Source organism: Endozoicomonas sp. Z74, assembly GCF_057680865.1.
Genome location: NZ_JBLYZI010000018.1, coordinates 44,915 through 64,098, shown reverse-complemented (window position 1 = coordinate 64,098; position 19,184 = coordinate 44,915). Strand labels below are relative to the sequence as shown.

The 19,184-nt window shown below is 52.1% G+C and carries 20 protein-coding genes; 14 read left to right on the top strand and 6 right to left on the bottom strand.

What is annotated here, in order from left to right; all coding sequences use genetic code 11:
• Positions 1-149: 149 nt before the first annotated feature.
• A complete protein-coding gene (locus ACNRUY_RS07635) occupies positions 150-761 on the bottom strand; it encodes a 1-acyl-sn-glycerol-3-phosphate acyltransferase (RefSeq protein ID WP_488111056.1) in 612 nt (203 codons plus the stop codon).
• 188 nt (positions 762-949) lie between these two features.
• Here ACNRUY_RS07635 and cfa point away from each other — a divergent pair, with 188 nt between their 5' ends.
• On the top strand, positions 950-2,095 hold the full coding sequence (gene cfa, locus ACNRUY_RS07630; protein ID WP_488111055.1) for a cyclopropane fatty acyl phospholipid synthase: 1,146 nt from the start codon (positions 950-952) through the stop codon (positions 2,093-2,095).
• Positions 2,096-2,101: 6 nt separating this feature from the next.
• Here the strand turns inward: cfa and mutM are convergent, their stop codons facing one another.
• Positions 2,102-2,920: a bifunctional DNA-formamidopyrimidine glycosylase/DNA-(apurinic or apyrimidinic site) lyase gene (gene mutM, locus ACNRUY_RS07625; protein WP_488111054.1), complete on the bottom strand. Its 819-nt coding sequence runs from the start codon at positions 2,918-2,920 to the stop codon at positions 2,102-2,104.
• A 252-nt stretch (positions 2,921-3,172) separates the two neighbouring features.
• Between mutM and ACNRUY_RS07620 the strand changes: the two genes are divergently transcribed.
• From ACNRUY_RS07620 to tal, 13 genes are all read left to right on the top strand, one after another.
• Entirely contained in the window at positions 3,173-4,573 is a 1,401-nt protein-coding gene (locus ACNRUY_RS07620; protein ID WP_488111053.1) for an MATE family efflux transporter, read from the top strand.
• 171 nt (positions 4,574-4,744) lie between these two features.
• Positions 4,745-5,755, top strand: coding sequence for a tryptophan--tRNA ligase (locus ACNRUY_RS07615; protein WP_488111052.1), 1,011 nt, complete (start codon positions 4,745-4,747; stop codon positions 5,753-5,755).
• 34 nt (positions 5,756-5,789) lie between these two features.
• On the top strand, positions 5,790-6,173 hold the full coding sequence (locus ACNRUY_RS07610) for a hypothetical protein (protein WP_488111051.1): 384 nt from the start codon (positions 5,790-5,792) through the stop codon (positions 6,171-6,173).
• Positions 6,174-6,225: 52 nt separating this feature from the next.
• A complete protein-coding gene (locus ACNRUY_RS07605) occupies positions 6,226-6,705 on the top strand; it encodes a YbaN family protein (RefSeq protein WP_488111050.1) in 480 nt (159 codons plus the stop codon).
• Complete coding sequence (locus tag ACNRUY_RS07600; protein WP_488111049.1) at positions 6,674-6,877, top strand: 2-hydroxymuconate tautomerase family protein; 204 nt, start codon at positions 6,674-6,676, stop codon at positions 6,875-6,877. The genes ACNRUY_RS07605 and ACNRUY_RS07600 overlap by 32 nt, the downstream gene beginning before the upstream one ends.
• A 203-nt stretch (positions 6,878-7,080) precedes the next feature.
• Positions 7,081-7,665 carry a hypothetical protein gene (locus ACNRUY_RS07595; protein ID WP_488111048.1) on the top strand — a complete coding sequence of 195 codons (585 nt, stop codon included), beginning with the start codon at positions 7,081-7,083 and terminating at the stop codon, positions 7,663-7,665.
• A 297-nt stretch (positions 7,666-7,962) separates the two neighbouring features.
• The gene (gene rbsD, locus ACNRUY_RS07590) at positions 7,963-8,382 is read left to right on the top strand and encodes a D-ribose pyranase (RefSeq protein WP_488111047.1); all 420 of its coding nucleotides are present in this window, start codon (positions 7,963-7,965) and stop codon (positions 8,380-8,382) included.
• Positions 8,383-8,416: 34 nt separating this feature from the next.
• On the top strand, positions 8,417-9,916 hold the full coding sequence (rbsA, locus tag ACNRUY_RS07585) for a ribose ABC transporter ATP-binding protein RbsA (protein ID WP_488111046.1): 1,500 nt from the start codon (positions 8,417-8,419) through the stop codon (positions 9,914-9,916).
• Between the two features lie 18 nt (positions 9,917-9,934).
• Complete coding sequence (gene rbsC, locus ACNRUY_RS07580) at positions 9,935-10,981, top strand: ribose ABC transporter permease (RefSeq protein WP_488111045.1); 1,047 nt, start codon at positions 9,935-9,937, stop codon at positions 10,979-10,981.
• A gap of 58 nt (positions 10,982-11,039) precedes the next feature.
• Entirely contained in the window at positions 11,040-12,014 is a 975-nt protein-coding gene (gene rbsB, locus ACNRUY_RS07575) for a ribose ABC transporter substrate-binding protein RbsB (RefSeq protein ID WP_488111044.1), read from the top strand.
• A gap of 156 nt (positions 12,015-12,170) precedes the next feature.
• Positions 12,171-13,157, top strand: coding sequence for a ribokinase (rbsK, locus tag ACNRUY_RS07570; protein WP_488111043.1), 987 nt, complete (start codon positions 12,171-12,173; stop codon positions 13,155-13,157).
• A 5-nt stretch (positions 13,158-13,162) separates the two neighbouring features.
• Positions 13,163-14,254 carry a LacI family DNA-binding transcriptional regulator gene (locus ACNRUY_RS07565; RefSeq protein ID WP_488111042.1) on the top strand — a complete coding sequence of 364 codons (1,092 nt, stop codon included), beginning with the start codon at positions 13,163-13,165 and terminating at the stop codon, positions 14,252-14,254.
• Positions 14,230-15,192 carry a transaldolase gene (gene tal, locus ACNRUY_RS07560; RefSeq protein ID WP_488111041.1) on the top strand — a complete coding sequence of 321 codons (963 nt, stop codon included), beginning with the start codon at positions 14,230-14,232 and terminating at the stop codon, positions 15,190-15,192. The genes ACNRUY_RS07565 and tal overlap by 25 nt, the downstream gene beginning before the upstream one ends.
• Before the next feature lie 90 nt (positions 15,193-15,282).
• Here the strand turns inward: tal and ACNRUY_RS07555 are convergent, their stop codons facing one another.
• From ACNRUY_RS07555 to ACNRUY_RS07540, 4 genes are all read right to left on the bottom strand, one after another.
• Positions 15,283-15,939, bottom strand: a complete 657-nt coding sequence (locus ACNRUY_RS07555; protein WP_488111040.1) for a hypothetical protein — start codon at positions 15,937-15,939, stop codon at positions 15,283-15,285.
• Between the two features lie 194 nt (positions 15,940-16,133).
• Complete coding sequence (locus ACNRUY_RS07550; RefSeq protein ID WP_488111039.1) at positions 16,134-16,550, bottom strand: hotdog fold thioesterase; 417 nt, start codon at positions 16,548-16,550, stop codon at positions 16,134-16,136.
• An 88-nt stretch (positions 16,551-16,638) separates the two neighbouring features.
• Positions 16,639-17,670 (bottom strand): YbgA family protein, encoded by a 1,032-nt coding sequence (locus ACNRUY_RS07545; protein WP_488111038.1) that lies wholly within the window; start codon positions 17,668-17,670, stop codon positions 16,639-16,641.
• Between the two features lie 102 nt (positions 17,671-17,772).
• Positions 17,773-19,152: a PhoPQ-activated protein PqaA family protein gene (locus ACNRUY_RS07540; RefSeq protein ID WP_488111037.1), complete on the bottom strand. Its 1,380-nt coding sequence runs from the start codon at positions 19,150-19,152 to the stop codon at positions 17,773-17,775.
• Positions 19,153-19,184 lie beyond the last annotated feature (32 nt).

The window sequence follows — 19,184 nt, the reverse complement described above, 5'->3', positions numbered from 1 at the left end:
GGGTGAGCGACACCTCCCGCTTTTCTCTGTTTTGGCATGGTGTCTGAGGTCTGGCAGGAGGTTGCCCTGTAATGGATAGTACTTTTTAAAATGAGTGTTTGAAACAGGTGTTTTGTGATGCAGGTTGCAAACGGAAGTAGCCATAAAGGCTACTTCAGGTAAATCTCTGGATTCTGACAGGGCTCATTGCAACTGAGTTCAGGGTGGCGCCCCGGGTAGGGAAGGAAAAACCGGTGCATTTTCTGGAAATCGTCCGGCACATTACCGGACATGGGAATGGGTGCACCAAGCACCACTTTTCTGTTTTTGAAGTCAAAAGCGATCGGAACCACCGGTATGTCAGCACCTGTTGCTATATGGTAGAAGCCGGTTTTCCAGCGTTTGACCTTGGATCGGGTGCCCTCCGGTGCAATCACCAGAACAAAGTGATCACTCTTTTCTATCTCCTTAACCGCCTGCTCAACCCGATTACTGGATTTGCTTCGTTCAATGGGGGTGCCACCCAGGCCTCGCATAAGCACCCCCAGAGGCCAGAAGAATAATGAGTGTTTGGCAAAAAAACGGGCCTTTAACCGCAGAATCAGCTTGACTGCAACGCCTACGATAAAGTCCCAGTTGGAGGTGTGGTGGGCGACAATGATTATGTATTTGCGGAGCTCTGAAGGAAGCTGTCCTTCAATTTTCCAGCCGCCCAGCAGCCAGAGAACAAAACGGCCGAAAGCAACTTTAATTGGATTATGGGGAAAGAAATTACCGTTCATTGGAATGATGCTGAACCAGGACAAGCGGCGGATTATGCCATTGTTCCGGTTCTCAGTCAGCTTCTTAGTCTGATTCTCGAGTTCGAGCAAGATGAACTTATACTGCGAAAGAAGTATTTCCGACTAAACTTGATGACGTTTATCCACAGGCACTGCCCCTGACGCTCAGGGTAAATGGGTAAGAGAAGATGAACCGTCAACTTTCAACGTCAACTGACAATGATCGCTGGTTTGTTATTGCCCAACAGCTGGTACATCAGGCTGGGGTTGAGTTTAACGGTGGCAACCCCTGGGACATTCAGGTTTTGAATCCTTCTTTTTATCGACGGGTGTTACAACAGGGGGTGCTGGGGCTGGGTGAAAGTTATATGGAAGGCTGGTGGGAGTGTGAACGCCTTGATGAGTTTTTTCACCGTGCGGTTGGGGAGGGGCTAGATAAACAGCTTCCCGAAAAAATCTGGGCTCTGATCAGCATTCTGTGCTCAAGGCTTTTTAACAGGCAGTCCCGTCGCCGATCCTGGGTGGTCGGGAGAAAGCATTATGATCTTGGCAACGACCTGTTCGAGGCAATGCTGGACTCCCATATGCAATACTCCTGCGGGTATTGGTACCAGGCAGACAATCTTGAACAGGCCCAGGTCAATAAACTGGATCTGATCTGCCGGAAGTTGCAGTTACAACCGGGCATGAAGATGCTGGATATCGGTTGTGGCTGGGGGGGGCTGGCTCATTATGCCGCCAGTCATTACGGGGTTTCGGTAGTAGGGGTCACGGTTTCCGGTGAGCAGGTGTGCCTGGCGAGGAAGCGCTGTCAGGGACTGGATGTTGATATCCGGCTGCAGGATTACCGGGACGTGAACGACAGCTTTGATCGAATCGCTTCGGTGGGGATGTTTGAGCATGTTGGCCCGAAAAACTATCGGGCTTTTTTTGAGGTGGCTGCCCGCAACCTGAAACCGGACGGCCTTTTTCTTCTTCATACCATTGGTTCCCTGGAAACCGGCTACCGGGTGAACCCCTGGACTGAAAAGTTTATCTTTCCCAATGGCTGCCTTCCTTCAACCCTGCAGATTGCTAGAGGTGCTGAGGGGCTTTTTGTTATGGAGGACTGGCACAACTTTGGCGCGGATTATGATCGTACCCTTATGCAATGGGAGAGGCGGTTTGTGAACGCCTGGCCACAGCTTAAGAAGCGGTATGGCCCCGTTTTTTACCGGATGTTCCGCTTTTACCTTTTATCCTGTGCCGGGGCGTTCAGGGCCAGGGACTTGCAGTTGTGGCAGATCCTGTTCAGCCCATCCGGAGTCTGCGGTGGTATCAGGGTGGGCCGATAGGGGGCGTCAGGCTTTCTGACATTTGGGACAGAAGCAGGTGCTGCGGTTACCCAGTTTGATTTCTTTGATAATGCTTGAGCACTGAAGGCAGGGTTGTCCGGCCCGGCCGTAAACCGCCAGCTCCTGCTTGAAATACCCCGGCTTGCCATCCCCCCCGACAAAATCTCTCAGGGTGGTTCCCCCCTGGGCAATGGCTTCTGCCAGAGTGTCCCGGATGCACTGGGCCAGGCGCAGGTACCGTGCCTTTGAAATTTTACCGCAGGGGCGCTCCGGGCGAATGCCCGCCCTGAACAGGGCTTCATTGGCGTAAATATTCCCCACACCCACCACCACCTTGTTGTCCATGATGAAGGTTTTGACGGGCTGGCTCCTGCCGCGGGAAAACTGGAACAGTCTTTGCCCGGTAAACTCACCTTCCAGGGGCTCTGGTCCCAGGTGTTTTAGAAGCTTGTGGTCATGAACAGGCTGTTCAGTCCAGAGCACGGCGCCAAAGCGGCGGGGGTCGGTATACCTTATTCGAGTGCCGTTTTTCAGGACAAAGTCCACATGGTCGTGTTTTTTCGCTGCTTCCTGATGGAGCAGGACTCTCAGGCTGCCAGACATGCCCAGGTGCAGAATCAGGCAGCCCTGATCAATATCCAGCAGCAGGTATTTGGCACGTCTTCTGACCGCTTTGACGGTTTTGCCCCTCAGGACCTGGTCGATATTGTCCGGAACCGGCCAGCGCAGGCGGTACTCCCTGACTTCCACACGGTCAATCACCTGACCTTCTACATGAGGATGAATGCCCCGCCGGGTGGTTTCTACTTCTGGTAACTCCGGCATTCAGGATTCTCCTGATTCAATTAATTCCATAAATGAGCTTTTAATATACGACAAAAAATGTTTTTTAAAGGCGAATGATGGATAAGTATGTCACTTTCAATATTTTCAGTCATTGTCCGCCTGTTTAGTGTAGGGGTTTACACCGCGATTCATTTCGAAATTGATCATCTATTTTATTCTTTATTCACTGATAGAATATAAAACCCTTCGCACCGGTACAGTATGGCGAAAGGGAGAAGTCAGTGAGAGAAAATGACAACAACAGTTTCTGCTTTTTCCCGCTACCGACGGGAACTTCGTGAACTCCTTTTTCTGGCGGGTCCCATCCTGGGTGCCCAGCTGGCAACAACGGGAATGTCTTTTGTGGACACCAGCATGGCTGGCCAATATTCCCCCATGGATCTGGCGGCGATTGCCCTGGGGTCCAGTGTCTGGATACCGGCGTATCTTCTGGTCAGAGGTACCCTCATGGCCATCACTCCGACGGTAGCCCATCTTTATGGTGCCCGGAAAACCTCTGAGATTGGCGCTCCTGTCCGCCAGGGACTCTGGATTGCATTGGCCAGCAGTTTGCTCGCCGTTGCTTTTCTTCATAATACCGAGGCTCTTTACCGTTGGCTGGACGTTGACCTTCAGGTGGCCAGTCGGTCCATTGAATACCTTAAAGCGCTGTCCTGGGGTGTGCCGGCAGTATGCCTCTATCAGGCATTGGGCTGTTATTGTGAAGGCATGGGCAAAACCAAGCCGGCCATGGTGTTCAGTTTTATGGCGTTACTGCTGAATATCCCTGTGAACTATGTACTGATTTACGGCAAGTTTGGTTTTCCTGAACTGGGTGGGGTCGGTTGTGGCTATGCGACAGCGGTTTGTTTCTGGCTGATGTTTTTTCTGATGAGTGGCTACACCATGCTGTCCAGGACACACCGGGGTGTCGGGCTTTTTGCCCACTGGGACTGGCCGGATATTGGGCTGATCCGCAGTCAGATTAAACTGGGGGTGCCGATCGGGTTGGCGATTTTTTTCGAAGCCGGCATCTTTTCAGCAGTGGCCCTGGCCATTGGTAAGTTGGGGGCAGTGATTGTTGCCGGGCACCAGGTCGCCCTGAACTTTTCTTCCCTGACGTTTGTGATTCCTCTGAGTCTGTCCATGGGGGTGACCATCCGTGTGGGCCAGGCTCTGGGGGCCGGAAAACCGGAAGCGGCGGCTTACTCGAGCTATGCCGGGATTATGACCACGGTGCTGATGGCCACTGCGAGTGCCAGTCTCATGTGGTTTTTTCCGGAGCGGGTGGCCTCTATTTATACCAAGGATCCTGCGGTCAGTGCACTGGCGGCTCAACTACTGGTTTACGCGGCACTGTTTCAGTACGCCGATGCGATTCAGATTGCCTCTAATGGCGCCCTGCGAGGCTACAAAGATACCCGGATTCCCATGGTTATGGTGCTGTTTGCCTGCTGGGGCATTGCCTTTCCTCTGGGCTATACCCTGGGAATGACCGACTATCTGGTCGAGCCCATGGGCCCCCATGGTTTCTGGATTGGCCTGGTTTCGGCGCTGTCCATTGGCGCAGTGTTGTTAAGCATCCGGCTGCGAAGAATCAGTCGCCGTCATATTGTGGCAGCACAGGTTCAGGAGCCAGTGGCGGTTTCCTGATGAACCACTTTTTCCCACAGGCCGCGGGAGCGCTTGTGGCATCGGGGGGCGCTCTTCTATAATGCTCCTCTTCCCTGAAAACCGGGCCGGTCTTTGGACAGCGGTATCCGGTTTTCTCTTTTCAGCGTGATCGATCAGGATGTTGGCAAGCCACGTCCCGCGAGTAAACTCATGAGCAAAACGAAAGTACTAACAGGTATTACAACGACAGGAACTCCACACCTGGGTAACTACGTGGGGGCCATCAAGCCCTGCATTGAGCAAAGCTGGCGTGACGATATTGCTTCTTATTTTTTTCTGGCGGATTACCATGCCCTGATCAAGGGACGTGACCCCAAACGAATTCATCAATCCACTCTGGAAATCGCGGCAACCTGGCTGGCCCTGGGGCTGGATACGGACCGGGTGACGTTTTATCGGCAATCCGATGTGCCGGAGATCATGGAACTGAACTGGATCATTGGCTGTATGACCGCCAAGGGGTTGATGAACCGTGCCCATGCTTATAAGGCGGCGGTTCAGGCCAATAATGAAGCGGGAGAAAAAGATCCGGACAAGGCAGTGACCATGGGGCTGTTCTGCTATCCGGTGCTGATGGCGGCGGACATCCTGATGTTCAATGCCAACAAGGTGCCGGTGGGTCGTGACCAGGTTCAGCATATTGAAATGGCCCGGGATATTGCCGGGCGCATGAACCATCATTACAAGACGAAGTTTGTGCTTCCGGAAGCGGTAGTGGGTGAAAATACCGCTGTGCTCAATGGCCTGGATGGGCGCAAGATGAGCAAGAGCTATGACAATACTATCCCACTGTTCTGTGGCGAGAAAAAGCTGCTTAAGCTGATCCGAAAGATCAAGACCAACTCCCTGGAGCCCGGTGAGCCGAAGGATCCAGAAACCTGCACCCTGTTTCAGATTTATTCTGCGTTTGCGGATGAATCTCAGGTGCAGGAGAAGCGCAAACAGTATGAGGCCGGTGCTGGCTGGGGGGAGTTGAAGAATGAGCTTTTTGAATACCTCAATGCCCACTTGAAGGATGCCAGAGAGCGTTATAATGCCCTCATTGAAGATCCGGCTTTCATCGAGAAAGAGCTATTGAAAGGTGCCGAGAAAGCTCGTGCTGAAGCCATGCCTGTTTTGACGTCTGTCCGGCAGGCCGTTGGCTTGCGGCCACTGATCTGAGAACTGGCTTTCCGTTTCAGGCAGGGGAGTGAATATGAAAAAATGGCATGCCCTGACGGTGGTGTTGACCCTGCTTGTTACCGGTTGCTCTGTTGTGGGACTGAACCGGGATACGCTTCAGGAAAAAGTGGGTTTTGACCTGAAGCGCCTGGATAAAGATGGGCTGTATGGCCCGGCGGATGGCAAAAGAGCGCTAAGCTATGAGTTCTGCATCCCCGGTACGGTTGAAACCGCCAGGGAGGTGATGCAGATCGACCCTTCCATCCTTGTCTACAAGGACTCTCCCGGACGCCTTCAGTGTGGTAAAGATCAGTACCTGGCTATGGGGGATACCTTTCAGGTGGATTATAAGGCCACACTGCAAAAGCTGACTGAACTTGACTATGTCACCCGCATCGTTGAAGTGTTCTTTGAATAGAAGAGTATTGTTGTCTGTTTTGAGGTGGTGGCTTCTTTAGCAGGTATCTCCCATGAAGCAGAGTCAGCCAATCCCCCCTCCTGAAGCCCACAGGCCGGTTCTGGTGTCCAGTAATCCGGCTGTTCGTTTTCTATTCAAGCTGCTGGCGCTGATCTGTGTAGGGTTGGGCGGGTTGGGCGTTTTTCTCCCCCTGCTGCCAACGACACCGTTTCTGTTGCTGGCGGTTTTTTTCAGTCTTCGTTCTTCACCTTCTCTTTATCAGTGGCTGGTGAACCACAGAGTATTTGGGCCTCCACTTCAGAATTACCTTTATCATCGAAGCATTTCCCGAAGGGTTTTCTGGCGGGCAATGATCCTGCTCTGGTTGAGTATGGCTCTGAGTATCTGGCTGGTGAAACCGGTTCTTCTGAAGGGGGTACTGCTGGTGATTGCTTTCAGTGTTACTCTTTACCTGGCCCGTTTGACAAGAAAAGAAAAACAGCGAGAAAGAGGAGCTGGGAATGCCCTACGTCAATATCAAGATTACCCGTGAAAATGTGACACGAGAACAGAAAGAACAGTTAATTGAAGGCACCACCCGGCTGTTGCAGGATGTTCTGGGGAAAAATCCGGCGACGACGGTGGTGGTGATTGATGAGGTGGATACGGATAACTGGGGTATTGGAGGGGAATTGGTTACCCGTAGGCGGCAACGGGGAGAATGAGGTTTAATCAATAGAACATGCCTCAGTGAATAACTGACCATCTCTGGATTCAGTCAAAGAAATGACACTTAATTCAAAAAAAATGGGAGCAAACATTCAATGACACAAATGATTGCTCCCACGGACAGGCTTTTCTGGTACAGATCTCATCATTATTCAGCCCGACTATATTGGATATAGGAAAAAGATTTTCGGGTGGTGTTATGAAATTAAGTGGTTGGTTGGTGACGTTGTGCAGTCTTTGGCTGGTAGAAGGGGCAGCGGGCAAAGATATCTACAAATGTAAGGTGGATGGCTCTGTTCGGTACTCTGAAGAGAAGTGTGATGATCAGGCGGCACCGGTCAAACTCAAGGAGATCGCTGCTCCACTGAGCACCATGGATGCCAAGGCTATTGAGGGGCAGGATGCCCGGATTCGGGAGAGCTCTCTTCAGGAGCGGATACAGCGTCGGCAGAAAACCATCAACCGGCTGCGACAGAAAATGCAAGATGAACTGGCCACCCTTTATAAGTCCGTAGATTCCAAAAGCAAGGGCTCCCGAAGTGCTGCAAAATCATCATCCAGAGAGGCTTATACCGGGCGGAATTCGGTTCAGGAAAGTGATCCGTTGAAGCAAGTTCAAAATATAGCGGACTCCATCGATGCTCTTGGAAAGGAAGGGGTTTCCAGCCAGGTCACCGCGATTGTTAATCACTACAAGGCACTGATTGAAGTTGAGCAATTCCAGATCAACCTGCTGCTTCAGGAACTGAAGATGAACCGGGAGCTGAACGCTTCTGGGAAATAGCCGACAACTCTCCTGCGTAAACACCACAGCTCGAATAATGACGGCTAATGGCCATCCTGGCATTTTGAAATCCCCTTTATTACCCCCCCCTCCACCTCTTCAGATAACCCCACCGGGGCTCTGAGCACAGCGATCAAACGTCGAATGATCACAAAAAATGCCAGTCAGGCGGTTGAGTTTGATTGTCTTTGTTATTGATCTGGATCAACTAACAAAAAATAACCAAAGGGTACAGTTGCGCCCATAAAAACGTTTGCGCAAACGTTTTACATGATTTTTTCTGTCCGGTAGCAGCTTATGAAGAAAGGCAAACTCCTTAACCCTCATATTTCCGGGGCTATTGCCAGCCTGGGTCATGGCCAGTCCCTGACAGTTTGCGATTGCGGGTTGCCCATTGGAGAAAGGGCTGAACGGATTGACCTGGCACTGACCCACGGTGTGCCCGGGTTTCTGGAAACACTTGAGGTCGTGTTATCGGAAGTCTGTGTGGAACAGGTGGTGATTGCGGAAGAAATGGCTCGTGTCAGTCCTGAGCTCTATGAACAGCTGACCGCCAGAATTGCCCGTCTTGCGCAGGAACAGGGAAAGGCGATCGAGACGGTCATGGTGTCCCACGAGGCGTTCAAGGCTCAGTCTGACCAGTCCAGGGCTGTGGTCAGGACGGGAGAATGCACCCCCTATGCCAACGTCATTCTGAAATCCGGCGTGGTGTTTTGAAGAGAGCCTGGACTACCTAACTGAGGATTCGTTGATGATCGAACCCATCCTGAAAATGAGCTCTGTGGTCAAGACGTTTCCGGGGGTCAGGGCCCTTGACCAGGCCAGTCTTAATATATACCCCGGCCAGGTCATGGCCTTGCTGGGAGAAAACGGTGCGGGCAAGTCCACCCTGATGAAGGTGATGACAGGCATCTACGAAAAAGACGAAGGCAGTCTGATTTATGAGGGACAGGAGGTTGCTTTCAAAGGCCCCAAGGATTCCCAGGAGCGGGGGGTCAGCATCATTCATCAGGAGTTGAACCTGATTCCGGAACTGTCCATTGCCGAAAATATCTTTCTGGGACGTGAGCCCATGGGCAGACTGGGGCGTATTGACTGGCCTGCCATGAGAGCAGAAGCGAAGAAGCTCCTGGATATGCTCGAAGTGGACTTTGATCCTTCAACGCCTGTTGGCCGACTCAGTATCGGCGTTCAGCAGATGGTGGAAATTGCCAAGGCGCTGTCGTTTTCATCCAAAGTGATTGTTATGGATGAGCCCACCGATGCCCTTACGGAAAAAGAAACCCGCAGTCTGTTCAAGGTTATCCGCCAGCTGCGCAAAGAAGGGCGCGGGATTGTCTATATCTCCCACCGGCTTCAGGAAATTTTCCAGATCTGTGACCACGCTACCGTGATGCGAGATGGCCGCTTTATTGATGAGTCTCCGGTGTCTGAGCTGACGGAAGACCGGATTATTGAAAAAATGGTGGGGCGCTCCCTTGAAGAGCAATACCCCCGCACCGTTTCACTGCCTGGTGAAAAGATTCTTGAAGTGCACAACCTGGAAGCAGAAGGGGTTCATGATGCCAGCTTCTACCTTCGTTCCGGGGAGATTCTCGGGGTATCGGGATTAATGGGAGCTGGGCGTACAGAGCTGATGAAAGCCCTGTTCGGTGCCAACCCTGCCACCCGAGGCGATATTTACATTGCCGGCGAGCGGACGCTGGTTCGTAGCCCCAGGCAGGGGCTGGCGTCAGGGATCGTTTATATATCAGAAGACCGAAAGGGCGATGGCCTGGTGGTCGAGCTGGGGGTTCGGGAAAACATGAGCCTTGCCAGCCTGGAACAATTCTGCGGAGCAGGACGCATTAATCGCCAGAAGGAGCGGGCCTCCGTTCTGGATTTTATTCACCGTTTCAACATCAAAACCCCCGGTGAGAACCAGTTGATCAAAAACCTCAGTGGGGGAAATCAGCAGAAGGTAGCCATTGCCAAAGGTTTAATGACCTCTCCCATGGTGCTGATTCTGGATGAGCCCACCCGGGGCGTTGATGTGGGTGCAAAGAAAGAAATTTATCAGTTGATAAACGAGTTCAAGGCCAGGGGAATGAGCATCATTCTGGTGTCTTCTGATATGCCTGAGGTTCTGGGAATGAGCGACCGGGTTATGGTGATGCATGAAGGTCGCATTACGGGTGAATTCACCCACCGCGAAGCCACCCAGGAAAAATTGATGCGTTGTGCTGTTGGCAGCCAGTTTGAGGCGGCTTGAGCGCTTAGAGGTAATCCTATGACCAGAAATATGACCCCGAATACCCTTCAGGCCGGACTGGATTCTCAAGGCGGGTATCAAGACCGGCTTCAAAAAGACAGCCGTCCCCGTTCAGGCATCCGCTCTCTTTTCACAAAAGAAGCATTGTTTGAATATAAGTCAGTGATTGCATTGCTGGTGTTTATGCTGGTTGTTTCAATGATCAGCCCCAACTTTTTCAGCACGGACAATCTTCTGAATATTCTGCGACAGACGTCGGTGAATGCCATTATTGCCGTGGGTATGACGTTTGTCATTCTGACCAGCGGAATTGATCTGGCCGTGGGTTCTATTCTGGCCCTGACCGGCGCTCTGGCCGCTACTCTGATTGGCCTCGACTTTAATCTGATGCTGGTGCTTACTCTTACCATTGCTGCCGGTGCCGGGCTGGGCTGTCTGAGCGGGGTGATTATTTCCCGTGGGAAAGTTCAGCCCTTTATTGCTACGCTGGCAACCATGACGCTGCTTCGGGGGGCTACCATGGTATTCACCGATGGTCGTCCAGTCTCAACCTTTGGAGGCAGTGCATCTGAAGCCTTTTCCATGCTGGGTACTGGCTATCTTTTTGGCATTCCGTTCCCTATTTATCTGATGGCAATGGTATTCGGCCTGGCCTGGTACATTCTCAACCACACACGACTCGGGCGTTATGTCTATGCTCTGGGTGGGAATGAGTCAGCCACCCGCTTGTCTGGCATCAACGTAGATCGTGTCAAGCTGGCTGTTTACGGCATCAGTGGTGCCCTGTCAGCGCTGGCAGGCATCATAGTGACCAGCCGGCTTGCTTCCGCCCAGCCAACGGCTGGAAGCAGCTATGAACTGGATGCCATTGCCGCAGTGGTGCTTGGTGGTACCAGCCTGACGGGTGGCAAGGGTCGTATAATGGGAACCCTGGTGGGGGTGCTGATTATTGGTATCCTTAACAATGCTCTGAACCTTCTGAACGTTTCTTCCTATTACCAGCTGATCGCCAAAGCACTGGTAATTCTCCTGGCTGTGCTGGTGGATACCCGCTCCAGCAAGTAACCCTTCCTATTCGTGGGCCGGCATGCCGGCCCGGCTCTGAACCATGAGGTGGTTGTCCATGTCCCTTTTGATCAACGAATTCATGAACCGTATGAAAAGAGTGGTGTCCCCTGGCGGCTCCTCTCTTCATAAGACTCTGGCTGTGGCAGCTATTGCAGGCCTTGCATTGACCGGTTGTGACCAGTCAAAGGACAAGAGCAGCACGGAACCGGCCGGTGGTCAGAAAACCATGGCACTGGTGGTGTCGACCCTGAATAATCCGTTTTTTGTCACCCTGAAAGAAGGTGCTGAAGCCAGGGCCAAAGAGCTGGGCTATAAACTGATGGTGCTGGACTCCCAGAATGATTCTGCCCGGGAGATGACTAACGTAGAGGATCTGACCGTTAAAGGCGTCAGTGCCATTCTTTTGAATCCCACGGATTCCGATGCCGCTGGAAATGCAGTCCGCGTGGCAAACCGGGCTGAGATACCTGTGATTACCCTGGACAGAGGGGCGAGCGGCGGTGCGGTGAAGTCTCATGTTGCATCGGATAATGAGGCTGGTGGTGAAATGGCCGGGAAGTTCATTGTTGAACAGCTGAATAATGCGGGAACTGTTATGCAGCTTGAAGGTGTACCAGGAACTTCTGCTGCCAGGGAGCGGGGGGCCGGTTTCATCAAGGCGATCAGTGCCAGCGAGGTGAAGGTGGTGGCCACCCAGCCTGCGGATTTCGACCGAACCAAGGCATTGAATGTGGCTGAGAATATGCTCCAGGCCAATCCCGATGTGAAAGCCATTTTTGCCCAGAACGATGAAATGGCCCTGGGTGCCATTAAAGCGGTCAAAGCGGCGAAGAAAGACATTATTGTGGTGGGCTTCGATGGCACTGATGAAGGCATTGCCGCGGTGAAAAACGGTGAGTTGGCTGCCACTATCGCCCAGCAGGCGGGCAAGATTGGCTCAATTGGTGTGGAAGTGGCTGATCGGGTGCTCAAGGGTGAAACCGTTGCCCCTTACACACCGGTTGAACTTCAATTGATTCAACAGCAGTAATCCTGCGATCCGCATACCGGTTTCACTTCAGACAAGCCGGTATGCCTTTTATTCTTTCTGTGAAAAACAGTGTTCTTTCCTGTCTTTCATGGGAGAGGATGGCGAAACCTATTTTTCTTTCGCCATGGGCATTTTGATGGACGCTCCGGGTGATTCATGAGCAAACAGATTCTTGTGCTGGGCAGTGTTAATGCCGACCATGTACTGCGGGTGAATGCATTTCCCCGTCCGGGAGAGACGGTGACCGGTTCTGGCTATGACATTATTCCTGGAGGAAAGGGGGCCAACCAGGCGGTTGCCTGTGCCCGTCTGGGTGGCAATACACGCTTTATGGCCTGTGTCGGACAGGATGCATTTGGCAGCGAGATTATCCGGCAGTTTTCTGCAGACGGTATTGATACTTCGGTGATTGAACAGGTTGAAGGTGTGAATACCGGGGTTGCCTTGATTTTTGTGGATAAACAGGCGGAGAATTGCATTGGTATTTCTGCCGAAGCCAATGGTTACCTGAATGAGGATAGGGTTGAACGGCACCGGACGGCCATTGAAGAGGCTGACTACCTGCTGATGCAGCTGGAAACACCTATAGAAGCGATACTGAAAGCCGCCAGAGTAGGCAGGGCATCCAAAACAACTGTCGTGTTAAATCCGGCACCGGCCCAGCCACTGTCTGATGAGGTATTGGCCTGTATTGATATGATTACCCCTAATCAGACTGAGGCAGAAGTCCTGACGGGAATTGCCGTGAATGATCTGCCCTCGGCCGCCAGGGCATCAAAGGTGCTTCACCATAAAGGTATCAGGACTGTCGTGATTACCATGGGCAGTCAGGGGGCTTATGCCTCCAGCAAAGATCGTGACGGTCAGGTAGCGGGAGAGATGGTGGCCAGCTTCAGGGTGAAGGCCCGGGATACGACTGCGGCCGGGGATACGTTCAATGGTGGCATGTTGGTGGCCCTGTCCGAGGGAAAATCCCTTGAAGAAGCGATTTATTTTGGTAATGCCAGTGCCGCATTATCAGTGATGCGTGAGGGGGCTCAGACATCAGTGCCCATGCGTTCTGAAACAGAGCAGTTTATTCAGAGTCATCAGCTGCTCGGCAATTTCAACCAGAAGTCGATCCAGAAGAGAAGGGAGAGTTGATAACCATGGCGACCATCAAGGACGTGGCAAAGCTGGCTGAGGTATCCATTTCCACTGTTTCCCACGTCCTTAATGAGACCCGGTTTGTCAGTGAAGAAACCGCCAGAAAAGTACAGGAGGCGGTGGTGACCCTTGGTTATAAACCCAGTGCGGTTGCCCGGAGCCTGAAAACCAATAAAACCCACACCATTGGTATGCTGACGGCCTCCAATGCCAACCCTTTTTTTGCGGAAGTGATTCACGGGGTCGAGGCAACCTGTTATAAACGGGGCTATCATCTGGTGTTGTGTAACTCCGGTTGTGACGATCAGGCATCCGACCTGAAAAAACAAACCTCCTACCTGAAAACCCTTGAAGAAAAACGCATAGACGGTTTGCTGGTCATGTCCGCACACAGTGATCCGGCGTTTTTTACGTTGCTTGAGAAGCAGAGTCAGTGGCCCATGGTGATCCTTGACTGTCATGCGGGCTCAGGCCGGGCCGATGTGATTATGGATTACCCGGAGCTGGGGGGGTATGAAGCCACCCGCTACCTGATAGACCAGGGTCATACTGACATTGGTTGCATCAGTGGCCCCCGGGAACTCTCTCCCAGCAGTGAGCGACTGGCCGGTTATCATCGGGCCCTGGATGAGGCGGGTATCCCTGTCAGGAACCACTGGGTAGTTGAAGGCAGATTGACGGCGGACAGTGGCTATCAGGCGGCCTGCCAGTTTCTGAATCAGGAGGAGCGTCCTTCAGCCCTGTTTGTGGGCAATGACCTGATGGCCATGGGAGCCATGTGCGCCCTGCAAAGTCACGGCCTGCGGGTTCCCGATGATGTTTCGGTGATTGGTTATGATGATATTGAGCTGGCGGCGTTTACTTCTCCGCCGTTGACCACCATTCACCAGCCCAAGGCAGAGCTTGGGCAGCTGGCAGCGAATACGCTGATCGACCGGATTGAGAACCCCGGGATTGAGCCTGCTGTCAAAACCCTCAGATCCACACTGGTTGAGCGTCAATCCGTTATACCCGGGCAGTATGCCGGGAACGACCGGGAGCCAGTGACCCATCAGGAAAAAGGTGTGCCATGCAAAATCAACTCGATCAATTAAAGGCCATGACCAAAGTGGTAGCCGACACCGGTGATATTGAAGCCATTCGTCGTTACCAGCCTGTGGATGCCACCACCAACCCTTCGCTGATTCTGAAAGCCGCAGAACTTCCTGCTTATAAAACCTTGCTTGAGCAAGCGGTTGCCTATGGTCAACAGCAGTCCCCAGACCGGCAGGACCAGGTTCACCATGCCTGTGACTGGTTGACCGTCGGGATTGGCAAGGAAATTCAGCAGGTGGTGCCCGGTGTGGTGTCCACTGAGGTGGATGCTCGACTGTCGTTTGATACCCGGGCAACGGTGGACAAGGCCCGCCAGCTGGTTGACCTGTATCGTCAGCAGGGAGCCGATGCCAATCGTCTGCTGATCAAAATTGCCTCTACCTGGGAAGGCATCAAGGCCGCGGAAATTCTGGAGAAAGAAGGCATCCGGTGCAACCTTACCCTGCTGTTCAGTTTTGCCCAGGCCCAGGCCTGCGCTGAGGCAGGCGCCTACCTGATTTCTCCCTTTGTTGGCCGTATTCTTGACTGGTATAAAAAAGCGGAGGGGCGTGATTTTACGGCCCAGGAAGATCCCGGGGTGGTTTCTGTGACCCGCATTTATAACTACTACAAGCAGCACGGTTATAAAACTGTGGTGATGGGCGCCAGCTTTCGAAATACCGGTGAAATTATCGAGCTGGCGGGTTGTGACTGCCTGACCATTGGTCCGGGGCTTCTGGATGATCTGGAAAAATCACAGGAGCCCTTGCGTCAGAAACTGTTTGCTGACCAGCCGGTGTGTGATCCGCGGGATCAGCAAAAAGTGGTGCTGGATGAGGCGGCTTTCCGCTGGGCGATGAATGACGATCCCATGGCCACGGAGAAGCTGGCGGAAGGTATTCGTAACTTTGCCAAAGACCAGGTTAAACTGGAGCAGCTGGTTGAGGGCCTGATGTAAGTGAATGGGGTGATACCCTGTTTCGGGTATCACCTGTTTCCTGTTTCTGTTTCTGTTTCTGTTGGCCCAACAAGTCACTGAATGAATGTGTTAAATGGAGTCAGGGGTTTCTTCGTAAATGACTTTGTCAAAATAGGGCTCAATGGGTGGTAAGGTCTTTAGTCCTTTAGGATTAACGGTTAATTCCTTTTCCCCTGCTGCCCATGCTTCAATAGCCTCCAATACTACAAACATTCTCAGTTCACGCTCATGCCTTATATCGTCACTTAACCAGGAGGGTTGGACTTCTTGACCCTGGTATTGGTTTGATAGTTCTTGTTGGCATGAAAAGAGCCATTGTAAAAGATCCTTATAGATTGGTGTGTTCAATGAATTAAGCAATATTTCTTGGTTGGTTTTTATTATTGAAGCACTAATAATAATATCCTTTAATGTGTTGGTGGTATTTGCATCATCCAATAGCTTTAAGTGATTCTGTGAGTTGTTAATTTTTTCTATGCATTGATTCCATTCTGGTTTTTTGAATCTTTGCCTTATTTTTCTTTTTTTGATGGCGTGTTGTTTGACTGGAGTGGTTTGCTGGTCATCAAATACATCTGTTTTTCTTTTTTTGCAGGTAGGGTGCGTACTGCTTTCAGGTAAAACTGTTATGCGATCAGCCGACTCTGGCATTAAACCAGGTTTTAAGGTCGTGTCTGTTGGCGATGGTGGTGGCGTTAAAAAGCCTTGGGTAATGGCACTGTTCATGATGAGCTCCTTGCGTTATTACTTCCGTTATGAGATCAGTTGGAGTGGGTCTATTTTCAAACGAACCACCAACATGCTCAGGTTTATGGGCATGACTTGAGAGATAGACCTGTGAACGGCCAGAAAGTTCCAGGCTGACACTGTTATTGCTGACTGTCCAAAAGAAAGAAATGAATGGGCAGCCTGAGGCTGCCTTATTTCATGGTTTTGGTGGCCATGGTAATCCGGGAGATACAGGTGGGTTTGCCCTGATCGTCCTCCATCCGGATTTCCCAGACCTGGGTGCTGCGACCAATATGGATGGGGCGGGTAGTGCCGGTCACTTTTCCGGAGGTCACCGAGCGAAGGTGGTTGGCATTAATTTCCAGGCCCACGCAGTAGCTGCCTTCATCACAGCAGAGATTGGCAGCAATGCTTCCAAGGGTTTCCGCCAGTACCACTGAGGCACCTCCGTGCAATAGCCCCATGGGTTGAATGGTGCGGTGATCCACGGGCATGGTGCCGCGCATGAAGTCTTCCCCTATTTCGGTAATTTCGATTCCGAGGTGGGTGCACATGTTGTCTTTAAAGGGCTGGGAGTCCGGATTAAAGGCTTTTTTCCAGATGGACATGATCGGTATAACCTGGCTGTTTATTGGCTGAGTTGTATACAGGCAGTGGACACTCTTATGGCCAGACGAGTCTAACAGGAAGTCGCCGTTAAATCTGGTTTCTCAACCCCAGCTGATCCGGGTGAGGTTCCAGGTAAGTCTGCTTGCGGATGTAATCACTGCCGTGATGTTCAATAAAGTGCCGGAGCATGGCCATGGGTGCCACCAGGGGGACAATGCTCTGGCGGTATTCTTCAATCAATTTCAGTAGCTGTTGCCTCTGGTCGCCGTCGACGCTTTTTTTCACGTAGCCAAGAATATGCAGCATGACATTGGTATGGGATTTTCGGGTGGCCCGTTGCTTCAGGGCGGCCATAAATTGCTGGATGTATTCCTCAAGTAAAGTCTCAAGAGGAATGCGACTGCCTTTGGCGACGATCTGGCCCAATTGTTCATAGCCCTGGGGGTAGTGGGCCATGATCGTGTACTTATGAGAGCTGTGGAATTCTCCCAGGGCCCCATAGGAAGGGTTGTTCATGACCTGTGTCTGCCAGCGGTGGTAGGCATACACCCGGGTGAAGAAGTTGTCTCGAAGGACGGGGTCATGGAGTCGTCCCTCCTCCTCAACCGGAAGCAGCGGTTGGCTGGCCATAAATGCCCGGGCGTAGGCGCCAGGAGCGCTTTCCCCAAGAGGGTGGCCGTTTTCATGGTAGACCTTGACCCTCTCCATGCCACAGCTGGGGGATTTCTGCATCAGGATATAGCCGCTGATATGGGGCATCTCGCGGGCCTTTTCCCGACCGTAATTTGCCAGTGGCTCGGTGACGTCCAGGTTGGCATCTTCGGTGCCTACCACCCGGATGCTCAGATGCTTATCGGTGGATGATGTGGAGGTGTCTGAGTGGGTGTCTGTTGCAGAGTCAGACAGCTCTCCTACAAGGCGGATTGGCTCTCTCGGGGTGCCCAGCCCAATGGCCACTTCAGGACAGACCGGTTCAAAATAAAAGTATTTGTCCAGGGTGTTCACACAGAATGAGGAGCGCTTGTGGCCTCCGTTATAGCGAACCTTGTGTCCTAGCAGGCAGGAACTGATGCCCAGGGTAATCGCTTTTTCAGGCTCGGGAAGAGGGACTATGGCCATGATCTATTCCGTACTCTTGTTTTAATACAGCTTAATCAACCGGAAGGGTTTTACAAAGGTATTTTGGCGCTTTTGACAATACGACTGCTCAGTGAGGCTGGATCAATCAGCGGTGCTGGTTTCCTCAAAGACATCCGGAACGACTCTGACGCCACTGGTGTAATAAAGGTCCGGATAGGGGGTATTTGCAAATTGCACTTCGATAAAAAAGGACAACCAGCCCTGCTCCGGTGTTTTGGGTTCCCATTGGTAGACCCACCGGGACGATTTCTGGTCAGACGTTGAATCGGGCTCCAGAGCAACAGGCAGGTAATTCAACCCCTTGGCCTGAAGAACCGGTTTTCGAAAATCCCGTTCATCCGGGTTGTGGCACAACCAGACTCTGGCGGTCGAAGGTTTGGTATCCACCGTTAATGTGATGCCGCCCTGGTCAGTATATTCCCAGGTCATTCCTGGCAGGGTTCTGGCTTCGGACAGTGGCCCGAACAGGGAGGCCATGATGTCGTCCAGGTTAACCGAGGAGTCCCTGCCCAGATAATGGCTGGCCCCTGGCAGGTAACGCAGGGTTTTCATTCCCTCCAGCTGGTGATAATAAAACCGGGCAGAATCCGGGGGAAAGAACTCATCACTGGAGGCATTCACTATGAATGCAGGCAGGGTCAGACTGGGCAGGTAGTGAATGGGATCAATCAGGTTAAGCAGTTCGTCCATAGCCTGATTTTCCAGGCTGGACAGCACATCGTGGTCGGGGTCTGCATAATCGGCAATGGCCTCGGCCCAGCCGTTATAGACCCGAAGGTGGTGCCGGATACAGGCTTTCACATTCAGTACATCAATTACGAAAGGAATGATCGCGCTGATACGTGTGTCACAACTTGCCGCCAGCCAGGTGACCCAGCCCCTTTTTGAGCCGCCGGTTACCACGAAAGATGACAGAGGGTGGTGGTTCTGCAGACAGAAAGCTTCAAGCACATCCATGGCTTTGACAATGGCTTTGACCATGGGCCATTGAAGAGGAAAAAAAGCATTATTGTCGGGGGACAGGAGAAACTGTTGCCAGCTCCAGGCCACCAGGTCATCTTCTGTGCGGGGCTTGCCATCGGACAGGGTCAACGGCTGGTTGGGGATGTCCCTTATACAGGCGACAGGTGACTTTGTTAGATGGCACAGCCGTGCACCATCTACCTGGCCGACAGGGGAGGTTTCCAGTGACTGATCGTGCCGGTAACCACCGTTCACCATGAGCAGGCAGGGTTTATTCTGAGCGTTGCCTGGCTGTTCTGGCAGGTAGAGTTCCAACCGGTGTTGCCATAGGGGGAATTTGCATCCTGCTTTACTGCTTTCACGCCAGCGCTGTGAAGTCATTGACAGTTCGCAGACGGTGACCTGTGGATAATTGTCAGACGTGCTCTGGTGGAGGCACTGCCATTGGAAGTCCGGCTCAGGCTGTGCAAGAAACGCTTTCAATACATTCTTGTTCATAGGTTTTTTTCGCTGTGGGTATTTGTTTTTTC